The 15,792-nt window shown below is 44.3% G+C and carries 9 protein-coding genes, 9 tRNA genes and 4 rRNA genes; all 22 read right to left on the bottom strand.

Going from position 1 to position 15,792, the window contains the following annotated elements; translation table 11 throughout:
* Nucleotides 1-20: 20 nt before the first annotated feature.
* The 22 genes from ispF to rrf (MUG87_RS13005) all read right to left on the bottom strand — a co-directional run bounded on the left by ispF (nt 21) and on the right by rrf (MUG87_RS13005) (nt 15,641).
* The gene (gene ispF, locus MUG87_RS13110; protein WP_124565478.1) at nt 21-500 is read right to left on the bottom strand and encodes a 2-C-methyl-D-erythritol 2,4-cyclodiphosphate synthase; all 480 of its coding nucleotides are present in this window, start codon (nt 498-500) and stop codon (nt 21-23) included.
* An 11-nt stretch (nt 501-511) separates the two neighbouring features.
* A complete protein-coding gene (gene ispD, locus MUG87_RS13105; protein WP_247082751.1) occupies nt 512-1,189 on the bottom strand; it encodes a 2-C-methyl-D-erythritol 4-phosphate cytidylyltransferase in 678 nt (225 codons plus the stop codon).
* A 9-nt stretch (nt 1,190-1,198) separates the two neighbouring features.
* Nucleotides 1,199-2,296 carry a PIN/TRAM domain-containing protein gene (locus MUG87_RS13100; protein WP_247082750.1) on the bottom strand — a complete coding sequence of 366 codons (1,098 nt, stop codon included), beginning with the start codon at nt 2,294-2,296 and terminating at the stop codon, nt 1,199-1,201.
* A 133-nt stretch (nt 2,297-2,429) separates the two neighbouring features.
* Entirely contained in the window at nt 2,430-3,506 is a 1,077-nt protein-coding gene (gene disA / locus MUG87_RS13095) for a DNA integrity scanning diadenylate cyclase DisA (RefSeq protein WP_247082749.1), read from the bottom strand.
* 2 nt (nt 3,507-3,508) lie between these two features.
* Nucleotides 3,509-4,888 (bottom strand): DNA repair protein RadA, encoded by a 1,380-nt coding sequence (gene radA, locus MUG87_RS13090; RefSeq protein ID WP_247082748.1) that lies wholly within the window; start codon nt 4,886-4,888, stop codon nt 3,509-3,511.
* 100 nt (nt 4,889-4,988) lie between these two features.
* The gene (clpC, locus tag MUG87_RS13085) at nt 4,989-7,424 is read right to left on the bottom strand and encodes an ATP-dependent protease ATP-binding subunit ClpC (RefSeq protein WP_247082746.1); all 2,436 of its coding nucleotides are present in this window, start codon (nt 7,422-7,424) and stop codon (nt 4,989-4,991) included.
* A 13-nt stretch (nt 7,425-7,437) separates the two neighbouring features.
* A complete protein-coding gene (locus MUG87_RS13080; protein ID WP_247082744.1) occupies nt 7,438-8,511 on the bottom strand; it encodes a protein-arginine kinase McsB in 1,074 nt (357 codons plus the stop codon).
* A 3-nt stretch (nt 8,512-8,514) separates the two neighbouring features.
* A complete protein-coding gene (locus MUG87_RS13075) occupies nt 8,515-9,060 on the bottom strand; it encodes a protein-arginine kinase activator protein McsA (protein ID WP_247082742.1) in 546 nt (181 codons plus the stop codon).
* A gap of 19 nt (nt 9,061-9,079) precedes the next feature.
* On the bottom strand, nt 9,080-9,541 hold the full coding sequence (locus tag MUG87_RS13070) for a CtsR family transcriptional regulator (protein ID WP_247082740.1): 462 nt from the start codon (nt 9,539-9,541) through the stop codon (nt 9,080-9,082).
* Between the two features lie 303 nt (nt 9,542-9,844).
* A 5S ribosomal RNA gene (rrf, locus tag MUG87_RS13065) occupies nt 9,845-9,960 on the bottom strand.
* Between the two features lie 153 nt (nt 9,961-10,113).
* Nucleotides 10,114-13,031 (bottom strand): 23S ribosomal RNA (locus MUG87_RS13060).
* A gap of 144 nt (nt 13,032-13,175) precedes the next feature.
* A 16S ribosomal RNA gene (locus tag MUG87_RS13055) occupies nt 13,176-14,711 on the bottom strand.
* Nucleotides 14,712-14,774: 63 nt separating this feature from the next.
* Nucleotides 14,775-14,850 (bottom strand) — tRNA-Ala (locus MUG87_RS13050).
* A gap of 6 nt (nt 14,851-14,856) precedes the next feature.
* Nucleotides 14,857-14,930, bottom strand: a tRNA-Pro gene (locus MUG87_RS13045).
* Nucleotides 14,931-14,935: 5 nt separating this feature from the next.
* Nucleotides 14,936-15,009, bottom strand: a tRNA-Arg gene (locus tag MUG87_RS13040).
* A 9-nt stretch (nt 15,010-15,018) separates the two neighbouring features.
* Nucleotides 15,019-15,104 (bottom strand) — tRNA-Leu (locus MUG87_RS13035).
* A gap of 3 nt (nt 15,105-15,107) precedes the next feature.
* Nucleotides 15,108-15,179: transfer RNA gene (locus tag MUG87_RS13030), tRNA-Gly, on the bottom strand.
* Between the two features lie 6 nt (nt 15,180-15,185).
* Nucleotides 15,186-15,269 (bottom strand) — tRNA-Leu (locus tag MUG87_RS13025).
* A 6-nt stretch (nt 15,270-15,275) separates the two neighbouring features.
* Nucleotides 15,276-15,348 (bottom strand) — tRNA-Lys (locus tag MUG87_RS13020).
* Between the two features lie 19 nt (nt 15,349-15,367).
* Nucleotides 15,368-15,443, bottom strand: a tRNA-Thr gene (locus MUG87_RS13015).
* Between the two features lie 3 nt (nt 15,444-15,446).
* A tRNA-Val gene (locus tag MUG87_RS13010) sits at nt 15,447-15,522 on the bottom strand.
* 3 nt (nt 15,523-15,525) lie between these two features.
* Nucleotides 15,526-15,641: ribosomal RNA gene (gene rrf / locus MUG87_RS13005) — 5S ribosomal RNA — on the bottom strand.
* Together the 16S, 23S and 5S rRNA genes with 9 tRNA genes alongside form the textbook arrangement of a ribosomal RNA operon.
* Nucleotides 15,642-15,792 lie beyond the last annotated feature (151 nt).

Raw genomic sequence — 15,792 nt, 5'->3', positions numbered from 1 at the left:
CCTTCCAAATTTAAAATAATTTATCGTTTTTTCTGTAATAACACAACAGCCTGTGAAGCAATTCCTTCTTCTCTTCCAGTAAAGCCCAGCTTCTCAGTTGTCGTTGCTTTTACATTTACATTTTCAATAGAGGTTTGCAACAGTTCACTGATGCGCTTTCTCATATCTCCAATGTAAGGAGCCATTTTGGGTTTTTGAGCAATAATAGTACAATCTATATTTACAAGCTCATAGCCTTTTTCAGTTACAATATCCCATACTCTTTCCAGTAAAACAGCAGAATCGGCATCTTTGAATGCCTGATCTGTATCCGGAAAATGTTTCCCGATATCCCCTTCTGCTACAGCACCCAAACACGCATCTGCAATCGTATGAAGCAACACATCTGCATCTGAATGTCCTAACAGCCCTTTTTCATAAGGAATGGTGATACCTCCTAGGATAAGCGGTCTTCCTTCAGCAAAGGCATGGACGTCAAACCCTTGTCCAATTCGAAACATGATGTTTCCTCCTATCTGTTCGTTCGCAGAAAAGCTTCTGCTACAACTAAATCATCCGGCGTTGTCACCTTAATGTTATAGTAGCTTCCTTCTACCACCGTAACCTTGTGCTTTATGTATTCCACCAAACTTGCATCATCTGTCCCATTATAACCTGCTTCACGGGCAATTTGATGCGCTTTTTTCAGAAGTGGTAGGTGAAATCCTTGTGGTGTTTGCACCGCCCATAGAGATGCGCGTTCCACAGTCTCTGCAACCATACCATCTACAATTCGTTTAATGGTATCCTTTACTGGAACAGCACAAACAGAAGCCCCGTCTTCCACAGCAGCATCTAAAACACGTCGCGTAACATCCTCCGTTACAAAAGGTCTCGCTCCATCATGCACCAAAATATATTCGTATTGTGCATGACATATACCATTATAAACACTGTCCTGCCTTTCTCTACCACCATTTACAAAGACCACATCTTTTTTTATATCATGTTTTGCCAGTAAATCAGAGAATATTTTATACTCATCTTGACTAATCGCCAAAATAATCTCTGCACAGTTCGAATCATGCTCAAATGCTCGTAATGTATGAATAATAACAGGAACAGATTGAATAGGTACAAACAGCTTGTTTACCCCTGCTCCCATGCGTTTTCCTTTTCCCGCAGCAGGAATTACCAGAGTGTATTTCATAACATTCTCCTATAGCGCTTTTTCCAATTGCTTTCTTTTTGCAAAGATCATTCGACCTGCCGAGGTTTGCAGGACGCTTGTCACCAATACATCCAATTGCATACCAATATAATCCCGGCCATCTTCTACAACAATCATTGTACCGTCATCTAGATAAGCTACGCCTTGATTATGTTCTTTCCCATCTTTTACAACATACACACGCAGTTCCTCACCCGGCAAGACGACTGGTTTAATAGCGTTTGCGAGATCATTAATATTAAGAACCTTAACACCTTGGAGTTCGCACACTTTATTTAAGTTAAAATCATTGGTGACAACAGTTCCATTCATAATTTTAGCTAACTTAACCAATTTGCTATCAACCTCTTGAATATCTTCAAAATCACCTTCATAAATTTCGACCTTAATATCTAGCTCTTTTTGAATCTTATTTAAAATATCTAGGCCGCGACGTCCCCTGTTACGTTTTAATGTATCCGAGGAATCGGCAATATGCTGCAACTCCCCAAGCACAAACTGCGGAATTAAAATCGTACCTTCAAAAAAACCGGTTTGACAAATATCCGCAATTCTCCCATCAATAATTACGCTCGTATCAAGAAGCTTAAAATTAGTCACTGTGGTCTCTTCAACGTCTTCATCATGGTTCACTTTCTTTTTTCCCGCGCGCTGAGGCAGTGAAAATAGCGCCACAAGCTCGTTTCGTTTTTTAAAGCCAACCTGAAAGCCTAGATAACCTAATAATAAAGTCACAAAAATTTGCAGCACTGTACTGATAATATCAATGGTGATAGATTTAATAGGCAAAAGTATTAAATAAGCTACTATAAGTCCAAAAATCAGCCCTAAACTACCAAAAAGAACATCCGTTACAGGTGCTCGAACCATTGCTTCTTCTACATACTTAATTAAATGGACAATATAATCGACGAGCCAAAACGTTGTGATAAATAGAACAAGTGCACCGACAATTGCACGGATATATGATATTTCTAAAAGAGCAACAGATTCCATGCCAAGTACATCTGTAATTTTAGGAATAAGAAAAATTCCCAAGGTTCCTCCTACTATTAAAAAGAAGAGTTGTACAATCCGTTTTAACATCCAACCACCTCCTACTCATTATAGACCGCACTGCTCACTTAAAAACAAAATGCACAGTATTTCTTTCTAAATCATGGTTCTATCATACCATAACTCACAATACCTTGCGTGCTGACACACATGAATACGCTCATTAATTATGACGACTTATGTAAAGTTGCTCTTGAATACGTTTTAATCCGTCGCGAATTTTCTTTGCGCGCACTTCTCCAATTCCCTCTACTTCATCCAAGTCATCTATCGTTGCTCTGCAGATGCCTTGCAAATTTTTAAACTGATTAATTAAGTTTTCAATAACTAAAGGAGGTAATCTTGAAATCTTCCCCATAATACGATATCCACGAGGTATAACTTGTTTTTCTTCTAGCTTTAATTGACTTGGATATCCTAGTAGTTTAACAAGGTCGCTATCTTCAAGTAGTTCAACATTCGCTAACTCCTGAAGCTTTTTTAAGATTTGATAATGATCTTGCGTTTTTTCATATGAGTAATCTTTAATAAGTAGCGCCGCCTCTTCTTCTAAATCAGCTAATAATTCATCGAGCTGCAGTCGAATAAGGCGTCCTTCCGTTCCAAGCTCATGTATATAGCTTAAAATCTCATTTTTAATACGCAACACCATTTCCACACTATGTAATACATGCATAACTTCTGCTAATGTTACAACCTCCTCAAACTCTAGAACCCCTAAATTCGTAATCCCTTCATTCCACACCGCTTTATATTTTTCCAGCGTTTGAATAGCTTGATTTGCTTTTGTTAAGATAACTCCAATATCTTTCAATGTATAACGCAGGTTTCCGCGATATAGTGTGATAACATTACGTCTTTGGGAGATGGCAATAACCAAATTTCCTGTTTGTTTCGCAACTCGCTCTGCTGTTCTATGACGCATTCCTGTTTCTTTAGATTCTATAGCTGCTTCCGGCATAAGCTGTGCATTTGCAATTAATATTTTACTACCGCTTTCATTTAGAATTAAGGCGCCATCCATTTTAGCAAGCTCATATAAACTAGCAGGGGAAAACGCACAGTTTATATGAAAACCACCATCTACAATATTCTTCATTTGTTCATTATAGCCAAGAACGATTAATCCGCCTGTTTGCGCGCGCAATACATTATCAATCCCTTCACGCAATAATGTGCCCGGAGCAACAAGCTGAAGTATACCAATTATTGTTCTTGAACGCTGTTTGTGTTCATCCATTACTATGCTCCTCCTAATGTATGACGAAGTGCTTCCCCAATGTTTGATACCCCTACTACTTCAATCCCTTCTGGAATATTCCACCCACCTAAATTTTTACTTGGCATAATGACTCTTTTAAAACCAAGCTTTGCAGCTTCGTGTACCCGTTGTTCAATACGAGAAACCCTTCTAATCTCTCCTGTTAAGCCTACTTCCCCGATTACCGCATCAACGGGCGAAGTAGGTTTATCTCTAAAGCTGGAAGCGATGCTGACCGCAACTGCTAAATCAACAGCAGGTTCATCAAGTTTAATACCGCCCGCTACCTTTAAATATGCATCTTGGTTTTGTAAAAGAAGCCCGGCACGCTTTTCTAGTACAGCCATAATAAGTGATACACGATTATGATCTACCCCTGTAGCCATACGACGAGGATTGCCAAAGCTTGTAGGAGAAATCAACGCTTGCACTTCCACCAAAACAGGACGCGTCCCCTCCATAGAAGCTACAACTGTTGAGCCAGCCACTCCAACAGGGCGTTCCTCCAAAAATATTTCAGAAGGATTTAACACTTCCTCAAGTCCAAGCTCCTTCATTTCAAAGATTCCCATTTCATTCGTAGAACCAAAACGGTTTTTCACAGCTCGTAATATGCGATAGGTGTGATGTCTTTCACCCTCAAAATATAATACAGTATCCACCATGTGCTCAAGTAATCTTGGCCCCGCAATATTCCCTTCCTTCGTAACATGTCCCACAATGAAAATAGGAATTCCTTTTGTCTTTGCAATTTTCATCAACTCCGCCGTACATTCACGTACTTGCGAGACACTGCCCGGTGCAGATGTTACATCAGGCATATAAATGGTCTGAATGGAATCAATAACGACAAATGCCGGATTCATATCTTCAATATATTGAACAATTCGTTGCAAGTCCGTTTCAGAGTATACATACAAATTGCTGCTTGCAGCATCTAACCGATCAGCACGTAATCTAATTTGCTTAGGAGACTCTTCTCCTGATATATATAGAACTTGATGATTATGCTGCGCCAGCTGCGCAGAAACTTGTAAAAGAAGTGTGGACTTTCCAATCCCTGGATCTCCCCCAATTAATACTAGAGATCCGCCTACAATTCCTCCCCCAAGTACACGGTTCAACTCTTGATAGTCGGTTGTAATACGCGCCTCTTGTTTTGTTTCTACATCTGTAATGGGGCGAGGCTTAGCTGCCTCTGTTTGTAAACCTGTTGCGAACGTTAGCCTTCGATTGGATGCAGAAGGTGCCAGCTCTTCCACAAATGTATTCCATGCCCCACATCCTGGACATTTTCCCATCCATTTCGGAGACTCATAACCACAATCCTGACACACAAATTTTGTTTTTTTCTTAGCCATACTGTGTCCCTCTTTATATCCTTTTTACTCTAGCTAGATATGTAACTGCGTTTACTATATAAGAAAAGGGGCTGTGCTAGCCCCCTTTTCCTGTTTATTATTATTTTACCTTTTCAGCGCTACGAATGACAAATGTTTCCCCTTCTGCATCAAAGATAACTTTTTGTCCTTTCTCAATAGCACCTTTTAATAGTTCTTCAGATAGACGATCTTCCACATGCTTCTGAATTGCCCGGCGTAATGGGCGTGCTCCGTATTCTGCATCAAAGCCCTTATCAGCAAGTGCACTTAGCGCTTCATCTGTAATCTCAAGCTCGATTTCTTGCTCAACCAGACGCTTTTGCAGCTGATTTGCCATAAGCGATACAATTTCCTTAATATGCTTCTTCTCTAATGGATGGAACACGATAATTTCATCAATACGATTCAAGAATTCAGGACGGAATGCCTTTTTCAATTCATCCATTACTTTCCCTTTCATATCAGCGTAATCACGGCCTTCGTCTTGTACATTGAAGCCCATGTGCTTACTGCGCTTCAATGTATCTGCTCCCACGTTAGACGTCATGATTACAATTGTATTGCGAAAATCAACTGTGCGTCCTTTAGAATCAGTCAATCTACCATCCTCAAGGACTTGCAGAAGGATATTAAACACATCTGGGTGCGCCTTTTCTACCTCATCCAACAAAATAACGGAATATGGTTTACGTCTTACTTTTTCTGTTAATTGGCCACCTTCTTCATAACCTACATAACCAGGAGGCGAACCTACTAGACGCGATGTAGAGTGCTTCTCCATGTATTCGGACATATCAATGCGAATTAAAGCATCTTCATCACCAAACATGGATTCAGCTAAAGCACGTGCTAGTTCTGTTTTACCTACGCCTGTAGGACCTAGGAAGATGAAAGAACCAATCGGACGCTTTGGATCTTTTAAACCTGCTCTTGCGCGACGAACCGCTTTTGCTACCGCAACAACAGCTTCTTCTTGACCAATTAATCGATCATGTAAAATTTGTTCTAAATTTAACAGTTTATCCGTTTCTGTTTGTGCTAATTTAGATACAGGGATACGTGTCCATGTAGATACAACGCTTGCTATATCTTCTACCGTAACCTCTGAATTTTCTTTTCCTTGTTTTTCTTTCCACTGGCGCTTTGTATCCTCTAATTGCTCGCGCAGGCGTTGCTCTGTATCACGCAAGGATGCAGCTTTTTCAAATTCTTGACTTTGTACAGCCGCATCTTTTTCTTTGCGAACCTCTTCTAGCTTTTGCTCACATTGCTTTAAATTTGGCGGAGCAGTATAGGAACGTAGGCGTACTTTAGATGCTGCTTCGTCAATTAAATCAATTGCCTTATCTGGCAAGAAACGATCTGTTATATAACGGTCTGATAGCTTGACTGCAGCTTCAATAGCTTCATCTGTAATAGATACACGATGATGTGCTTCATAACGATCACGCAGTCCTTTTAAAATTTGAACAGATTCTTCTGCACTTGGTTCATCTACTTGAATTGGCTGGAAGCGTCTCTCTAATGCAGCGTCTTTTTCAATATATTTTCTATACTCATCAAGTGTCGTAGCACCAATACATTGTAACTCACCACGTGCAAGAGACGGCTTTAAAATGTTAGAAGCATCGATTGCCCCTTCTGCGCCACCTGCGCCAATCAGCGTGTGTAATTCATCAATAAACAAAATAATGTTGCCCGCCTGTCTAATTTCATCCATAACTTTCTTTAAGCGATCCTCAAACTCACCGCGATATTTTGTTCCAGCAACAACTGTTCCCATATCAAGTGTCATAACACGCTTATCACGTAACGTTTCCGGCACTTCATTATTAATAATTTGTTGTGCCAATCCTTCAGCGATAGCTGTTTTACCAACACCAGGCTCACCAATTAACACAGGGTTATTTTTCGTACGACGGCTTAATACTTCAATAACGCGTTGAATTTCTTTACTGCGCCCAATTACAGGATCAAGGCGTCCTTCTCTTGCGATAGCAGTTAAATCACGTGCTAGGCTATCTAAAGTCGGTGTATTTGCATTAGCCGTAGCGCCACCCTGGCCTCCTGAATTTGTCTCATTGCTTCCTAAGAGCTGCAATACTTGTTGTCTTGCTTTGTTTAAGCTAACACCAAGATTATTTAAAACACGTGCAGCAACGCCTTCTCCTTCTCGAATCAACCCAAGCAAAATATGTTCAGTCCCTACATAAGAGTGACCTAGTTTACGAGCTTCATCCATGGATAGCTCTATTACTTTCTTGGCACGCGGTGTATAATGAACTGTTTGTGTTGTATCTGTTCCGCGTCCAATCAAAGCTTCGACCTCTTTTTGAATTTTTTCAGGGCTTAATCCCAATGCAACAAGCGCCTTTGCTGCAATTCCCTCACCTTCGCGCACTAACCCAAGTAAAATATGCTCGGTTCCTATATTGTTATGGCCAATGCGGATCGCTTCTTCTTGAGACAAAGCCAATACTTTTTGAGCTCGCTCTGTAAATCGTCCAAACATCATATGAATCAGCTCCCTACATATTTTTATTTTCTTCAAATTGTAATCTTTCACGAATTAATGAGGCACGACGTTGATCGCGCTCCTCAGGCCTTAATGGAAAGCCTGCATACTGCTGTAAGATACCTGGTTGGGTCAAAATCATTAATTCGGTTAATATGTTACCAGACAAATGTTTGATGTACCCTAAATCAATCCCTAATCTTACATCAGATAAACAACTAGCTGCTTCTGCCGACTCAATTAAACGGCAGTTAGCTAGAACGCCATATGAGCGATATATCTTATCCTCGAGGCGTATGCCTGAGGCTCTCGCAATAGCATCTCGAGATGCTCTTTCCTGCTCAATGATTTGTAATACAACACTGCGCAAATCTTCAATAATGTCGTTTTCGGATTTTCCAAGAGTTGTTTGGTTAGATATTTGAAAAATATTACCGAGGGCATCGCTGCCTTCACCATATATACCTCGCACTACTAACCCCAGCTTATTAATAGCTGTAACAATACGAGACATTTGACCTGTTAGCACCAATCCCGGCAAATGCATCATAACAGAAGCTCGTAGACCAGTTCCTACATTGGTCGGACAGCTTGTTAAATAGCCAAGATGTTCATCAAATGCATATTCTACATTTGATTCAAGCAAATCATCCACTGAATTAGCTAAATCTAATGCCTCTTTTAATTGTAAGCCCGGGAATAAACATTGTATGCGAATGTGATCTTCTTCATTAATCATAACGCTAATTTGTTCGTTTTCTGATAATAGACAAGCACCTGCAAAAGGAGCTTCAGCTAAATCAGGGCTAATTAAATGCTTTTCCACAAGTACCCTTCGTTGCAGTGGCTGTAACTCATCCATCCTAATTGATTGGAGTTTACCTATCTTTGCATCTTTATCTTGCAAAATGCCTTGTAGCTCATTCAATACCTTTAAAGCTCCATCTTCTGATAAAAAAGCAGGAAATGTATATCGTTTTAAGTTCCGTGCAAGTCGAACCCGACTGCTTAATACAATATCCTCCTCAGGACCATGTTCTTTCATCCAAGGACTAATAGCCTCATTCATAATTCGATCAAGTGACATAGACTAATCCTCCTCCCTATGCTCACTCAACTGTTTGCTAATCTCACGAATACGATCGCGAAGCTCAGCAGCTTTTTCAAACTCTTCTTTCTGTATATGCTGTGTCATGAGATGTTTTAACTGTTCTAATTCTTTTTTAAGACGTATATTTCCTTCCAGGCGCTCGGGAAATTTCCCTTTATGTGTGTTGTTACCACCATGTAGCTTCCTTAATATTGGTTGCAACTGCTCCCGAAAGGTTTCATAACAATGAGAACAACCAAATTTCCCAACCTGTATAAACTGCTCATATGTCATATGACAGTGTTGACATCGCTTCTGTGTATCGTCAGCAACTTTTTGAGGCTGATTGACAATGGTATGCTCATGATTTAAAAGTCCCGCTAGAAGGTTATGAAATGAAAAGCTAGAATTTTTTCCTGAAAAGAATGCACTATACTTATCTTGCTTTGCACATTCATCACAAACATGTATTTCTGTTTTTTCACCATTCATTATCTGCGTAAAATGCAATGTGGCTGGTCGCATTTGACATTCTTGGCAAATCAAATTTCATCCCGCCCTTTTCTTACTTGTATTTTAAAGCTGTAAGCATTGCTTTTAGCATACGAGCCCGCAATTCATCACGATAAGGCAACTCAGCTAATAAAACAGAACGATCTAGCACACTTAACATAATCTTCGCCTCTCTAATAGTAATAATTTCTTCCTCAGCAAGACGAGTGACAATGCTTTCCGCACCAGATTGAGAAATGCTGTTATGTGCCAAACGAATCATCTGGTCAATCATATGAATCTCATCGTGAAGCTTAACTTTAATAATCCTAATATATCCCCCGCCACCTCTTTTACTTTCAACCACAAAACCTTTTTCTAGTGTAAACCTAGTGTTAATAACATAATTGATTTGAGATGGTACACAGTCAAACTTATCTGCAACCTCACTGCGCTTAATTTCTACGGCGTGATTTTCGCTTAAGTCAATAACATGCTTCAAGTACTGCTCAATAATATCAGATATATTTCTCATTCACCTTCCACCTTCATTGACTTTGACTATCTTTGACTTTAATTATATACATCTACATATTTTTTGCAACTATTTTGTATGATATCAGTATCACCAAATCAAACCAGGTTTAATCCAAAGGTACTCATGTTTAATAAAGCTTTCATTTATATCTTATATTCTTTACTGATTTCTGCTACAGAGGTTTGCTTTCCACAAGCGGTCAGAGAAATCCTACCGACATGTAGAGATATCGAGACATTTCATCAATATTAAAATTTAACAAAAACAAAAAAGCCGGTCAAAATGACCGGCTTACTGTGTGCCTAGCGACGTCCTACTCTCACAGGGACAAGGTCCCAACTACCATCGGCGCAAAAGAGCTTAACTTCCGTGTTCGGTATGGGAACGGGTGTGACCTCTTTGCCATCATCACTAGACTTTTTTTAGAGACAATCATTATTATAATGATTTCTCATGAGATGTCAACATGTTTTTTAAAGAGCTTCGCTCTTTTGAAGGCATGTTCCTTCAAAACTGGATAACAAGTGTGTAATCTAGCTCCAGCTCGCTAAACGCTCGCTTCTGCTTTTTTGGTTAAGCCCTCGATCGATTAGTATCAGTCAGCTCCACACGTCGCCGTGCTTCCACCTCTGACCTATCAACCTGATCATCTTTCAGGGATCTTACTAGCTTGACGCTATGGGAAATCTCATCTTGAGGGGGGCTTCATGCTTAGATGCTTTCAGCACTTATCCCGTCCGCACATAGCTACCCAGCGATGCCCTTGGCAGAACAACTGGTACACCAGCGGTGCGTCCATCCCGGTCCTCTCGTACTAAGGACAGCTCCTCTCAAATTTCCTGCGCCCGCGACGGATAGGGACCGAACTGTCTCACGACGTTCTGAACCCAGCTCGCGTACCGCTTTAATGGGCGAACAGCCCAACCCTTGGGACCGACTACAGCCCCAGGATGCGATGAGCCGACATCGAGGTGCCAAACCTCCCCGTCGATGTGGACTCTTGGGGGAGATAAGCCTGTTATCCCCGGGGTAGCTTTTATCCGTTGAGCGATGGCCCTTCCATGCGGAACCACCGGATCACTAAGCCCGACTTTCGTCCCTGCTCGACTTGTAGGTCTCGCAGTCAAGCTCCCTTATGCCTTTACACTCTTCGAATGATTTCCAACCATTCTGAGGGAACCTTTGGGCGCCTCCGTTACATTTTAGGAGGCGACCGCCCCAGTCAAACTGCCCACCTGACACTGTCTCCCGCCCCGATGTAGGGGCGCGGGTTAGAACTTCAATACAGCCAGGGTAGTATCCCACCGACGCCTCCACCGAAGCTGGCGCTCCGGGTTCATAGGCTCCTACCTATCCTGTACAAGCTGTACCAAAATTCAATATCAGGCTACAGTAAAGCTCCACGGGGTCTTTCCGTCCTGTCGCGGGTAACCTGCATCTTCACAGGTACTATAATTTCACCGAGTCTCTGGTTGAGACAGTGCCCAAATCGTTACACCTTTCGTGCGGGTCGGAACTTACCCGACAAGGAATTTCGCTACCTTAGGACCGTTATAGTTACGGCCGCCGTTTACTGGGGCTTCGGTTCAAAGCTTCGCTTGCGCTAACCTCTCCCCTTAACCTTCCAGCACCGGGCAGGTGTCAGCCCCTATACTTCGCCTTGCGGCTTCGCAGAGACCTGTGTTTTTGCTAAACAGTCGCTTGGGCCTTTTCACTGCGGCTCTCGCTAGAGAGCACCCCTTCTCCCGAAGTTACGGGGTCATTTTGCCGAGTTCCTTAACCAGAGTTCTCTCGCACACCTTAGGATTCTCTCCTCGCCTACCTGTGTCGGTTTGCGGTACAGGCACCTTTTACCTCGCTAGAAGCTTTTCTTGGCAGTGTGGAATCAGAGAGTTCGCCCATACGGGCTTCCCCATCACAGCTCAGCCTTACGATGAGCGGATTTGCCTACTCATCAGCCTAACTGCTTAGACGCACGCGACCAGCGGTGCGCATCTCCTATCCTCCTGCGTCCCTCCATTGCTCAAACGGTAAAGAGGTGGTACAGGAATATCAACCTGTTGTCCATCGCCTACGCCTGTCGGCCTCGGCTTAGGTCCTGACTAACCCTGAGCGGACGAGCCTTCCTCAGGAAACCTTAGGCATACGGTGGATGGGATTCTCACCCATCTTTCGCTACTCATACCGGCATTCTCACTTCTAAGCGCTCCACCAGTCCTTACGGTCTGACTTCACAGCCCTTAGAACGCTCCCCTACCACTGATACCATCGGTATCAATCTGCAGCTTCGGTAGTATGTTTAGCCCCGGTACATTTTCGGCGCAGAGTCACTCGACTAGTGAGCTATTACGCACTCTTTAAATGGTGGCTGCTTCTAAGCCAACATCCTAGTTGTCTAAGCAACTCCACATCCTTTTCCACTTAACATACATTTTGGGACCTTAGCTGGCAGTCTGGGCTGTTTCCCTTTTGACCACGGATCTTATCACTCGTAGTCTGACTCCCAAGGAATAAGTCATTGGCATTCGGAGTTTGACTGAATTCGGTAACCCGAGGGGGGCCCCTAGTCCAATCAGTGCTCTACCTCCAAGACTCTCACACTTGAGGCTAGCCCTAAAGCTATTTCGGGAGAACCAGCTATCTCCAGGTTCGATTGGAATTTCTCCGCTACCCACACCTCATCCCCGCACTTTTCAACGTGCGTGGGTTCGGGCCTCCATTCAGTGTTACCTGAACTTCACCCTGGACATGGGTAGATCACCTGGTTTCGGGTCTACGACCACGTACTATGTCGCCCTATTCAGACTCGCTTTCGCTGCGGCTCCGTCTTATCAACTTAACCTTGCACGGGATCGTAACTCGCCGGTTCATTCTACAAAAGGCACGCCATCACCCGTAAATGGGCTCTGACTACTTGTAGGCACACGGTTTCAGGATCTCTTTCACTCCCCTTCCGGGGTGCTTTTCACCTTTCCCTCACGGTACTGGTTCACTATCGGTCACTAGGGAGTATTTAGCCTTGGGAGATGGTCCTCCCGGATTCCGACGGAATTTCACGTGTTCCGCCGTACTCAGGATCCGCTCAAGAGGGAACGAAGTTTCAACTACAGGGTTGTTACCTTCTATGACAGGCCTTTCCAGACCGTTTCGTCTACCTCGTTCCTTTGTAACTCCGTATAGAGCGTCCTACAACCCCAAGAGGCAAGCCTCTTGGTTTGGGCTAATTCCGTTTCGCTCGCCGCTACTTGGGAAATCGCATTTGCTTTCTCTTCCTCCAGGTACTTAGATGTTTCAGTTCCCTGGGTCTGCCTTCCTTACCCTATGTATTCAGATAAGGATACCATTCCATTACGAATGGTGAGTTTCCTCATTCGGAGATCTCCGGATCATAGCTTACTTACAGCTCCCGAAGCATTTCGGTGTTAGTCCCGTCCTTCATCGGCTCCTAGTGCCAAGGCATCCACCGTGCGCCCTTTCTAACTTAACCATTAAAAAGTTTACACTTTTTGAATTACACTTGTATTGTTATCCAGTTTTCAAGGTACATGTTTGAGAGATAGTTCTCTCAAAACTGAACGAAGTTGTCAAAACGTATTCATACAATGAACAGCGTTCATTGATGTCTCCATAGAAAGGAGGTGATCCAGCCGCACCTTCCGATACGGCTACCTTGTTACGACTTCACCCCAATCATCTGTCCCACCTTAGGCGGCTGGCTCCTTACGGTTACCCCACCGACTTCGGGTGTTACAAACTCTCGTGGTGTGACGGGCGGTGTGTACAAGGCCCGGGAACGTATTCACCGCGGCATGCTGATCCGCGATTACTAGCGATTCCGGCTTCATGCAGGCGAGTTGCAGCCTGCAATCCGAACTGAGAACAATTTTATGGGATTCGCTCCACCTCGCGGTCTCGCAACCCTTTGTATTGTCCATTGTAGCACGTGTGTAGCCCAGGTCATAAGGGGCATGATGATTTGACGTCATCCCCACCTTCCTCCGGTTTGTCACCGGCAGTCACCTTAGAGTGCCCAACTGAATGCTGGCAACTAAGATCAAGGGTTGCGCTCGTTGCGGGACTTAACCCAACATCTCACGACACGAGCTGACGACAACCATGCACCACCTGTCACTCTGTCCCCGAAGGGAAAGCCCTATCTCTAGGGTTGTCAAAGGATGTCAAGACCTGGTAAGGTTCTTCGCGTTGCTTCGAATTAAACCACATGCTCCACCGCTTGTGCGGGCCCCCGTCAATTCCTTTGAGTTTCAGCCTTGCGGCCGTACTCCCCAGGCGGAGTGCTTAATGCGTTAACTTCAGCACTAAAGGGCGGAAACCCTCTAACACTTAGCACTCATCGTTTACGGCGTGGACTACCAGGGTATCTAATCCTGTTTGCTCCCCACGCTTTCGCGCCTCAGCGTCAGTTACAGACCAAAGAGCCGCCTTCGCCACTGGTGTTCCTCCACATCTCTACGCATTTCACCGCTACACGTGGAATTCCGCTCTTCTCTTCTGCACTCAAGTCTCCCAGTTTCCAATGACCCTCCACGGTTGAGCCGTGGGCTTTCACATCAGACTTAAAAGACCGCCTGCGCGCGCTTTACGCCCAATAATTCCGGATAACGCTCGCCACCTACGTATTACCGCGGCTGCTGGCACGTAGTTAGCCGTGGCTTTCTAATCAGGTACCGTCAAGGTACGAGCAGTTACTCTCGTACTTGTTCTTCCCTGACAACAGAGTTTTACGACCCGAAAGCCTTCATCACTCACGCGGCGTTGCTCGGTCAGGCTTTCGCCCATTGCCGAAGATTCCCTACTGCTGCCTCCCGTAGGAGTCTGGGCCGTGTCTCAGTCCCAGTGTGGCCGATCACCCTCTCAGGTCGGCTACGCATCGTCGCCTTGGTGAGCCGTTACCTCACCAACTAGCTAATGCGACGCGGGTCCATCTGTAAGTGATAGCCGAAACCATCTTTCCATTTTGAACCATGCGGTTCAAAAACATATCCGGTATTAGCTTCGGTTTCCCGAAGTTATCCCAGTCTTACAGGCAGGTTACCCACGTGTTACTCACCCGTCCGCCGCTAACCTCCGAAGAGGTCCGCTCGACTTGCATGTATTAGGCACGCCGCCAGCGTTCATCCTGAGCCAGGATCAAACTCTCCATAAAAGTGTTTGTCTAGCTAAAATAAATATTGACGTTTTGTACTTCGTTCAGTTTTCAAAGAACTAATGGTGGAGCCTAGCGGGATCGAACCGCTGACCTCCTGCGTGCAAGGCAGGCGCTCTCCCAGCTGAGCTAAGGCCCCATGAAATCGGGAAGACAGGATTTGAACCTGCGACCCCCTGGTCCCAAACCAGGTGCTCTACCAAGCTGAGCCACTTCCCGTATAACGCGCCCGAAAGGATTCGAACCCATAACCTTCTGATCCGTAGTCAGATGCTCTATCCAATTGAGCTACGGGCGCATATTTAAGTGCCGAGGACCGGAATCGAACCGGTACGGTAGTCACCTACCGCAGGATTTTAAGTCCTGTGCGTCTGCCAGTTCCGCCACCCCGGCATAAGCGGAAGACGGGATTCGAACCCGCGACCCCAACCTTGGCAAGGTTGTATTCTACCACTGAACTACTTCCGCATATATTGGTGCGGGTGGAGGGACTCGAACCCCCACGCCAAAGGCGCCAGATCCTAAGTCTGGTGCGTCTGCCAATTCCGCCACACCCGCAAAATGTGAGCCATGAAGGACTCGAACCTTCGACCCTCTGATTAAAAGTCAGATGCTCTACCGACTGAGCTAATGGCTCATGTTGAGCGTTCTCAAAATGGTGCCGGCTAGAGGACTTGAACCCCCAACCTACTGATTACAAGTCAGTTGCTCTGCCAATTGAGCTAAGCCGGCATATGGTGGAGGATGACGGGATCGAACCGCCGACCCCCTGCTTGTAAGGCAGGTGCTCTCCCAGCTGAGCTAATCCTCCATTGCCTAGCGACGTCCTACTCTCACAGGGACAAGGTCCCAACTACCCTTGGCGCAAAAGAGCTTAACTTCCGTGTTCGGTATGGGAACGGGTGTGACCTCTTTGCCATCATCACTAGACTTTTTTTAGAGACAATCATTATTATAATGATTTCTCATGAGATGTCAACATGTTTTTTAAAGAGCTTCGCTCTTTTGAAGGCATGTTCCTTCAAAACTGGATAACAAGTGTATAATCTAGCTCCAGCTCGCTAAACGCTTGCTTCTGCTT

The organism is Ectobacillus sp. JY-23, assembly GCF_023022965.1.
Classification (GTDB): domain Bacteria; phylum Bacillota; class Bacilli; order Bacillales; family Bacillaceae_G; genus Ectobacillus.
Note: the sequence above shows the minus strand (reverse complement) of the source record. Positions and strands in the feature narration are given on the sequence as shown.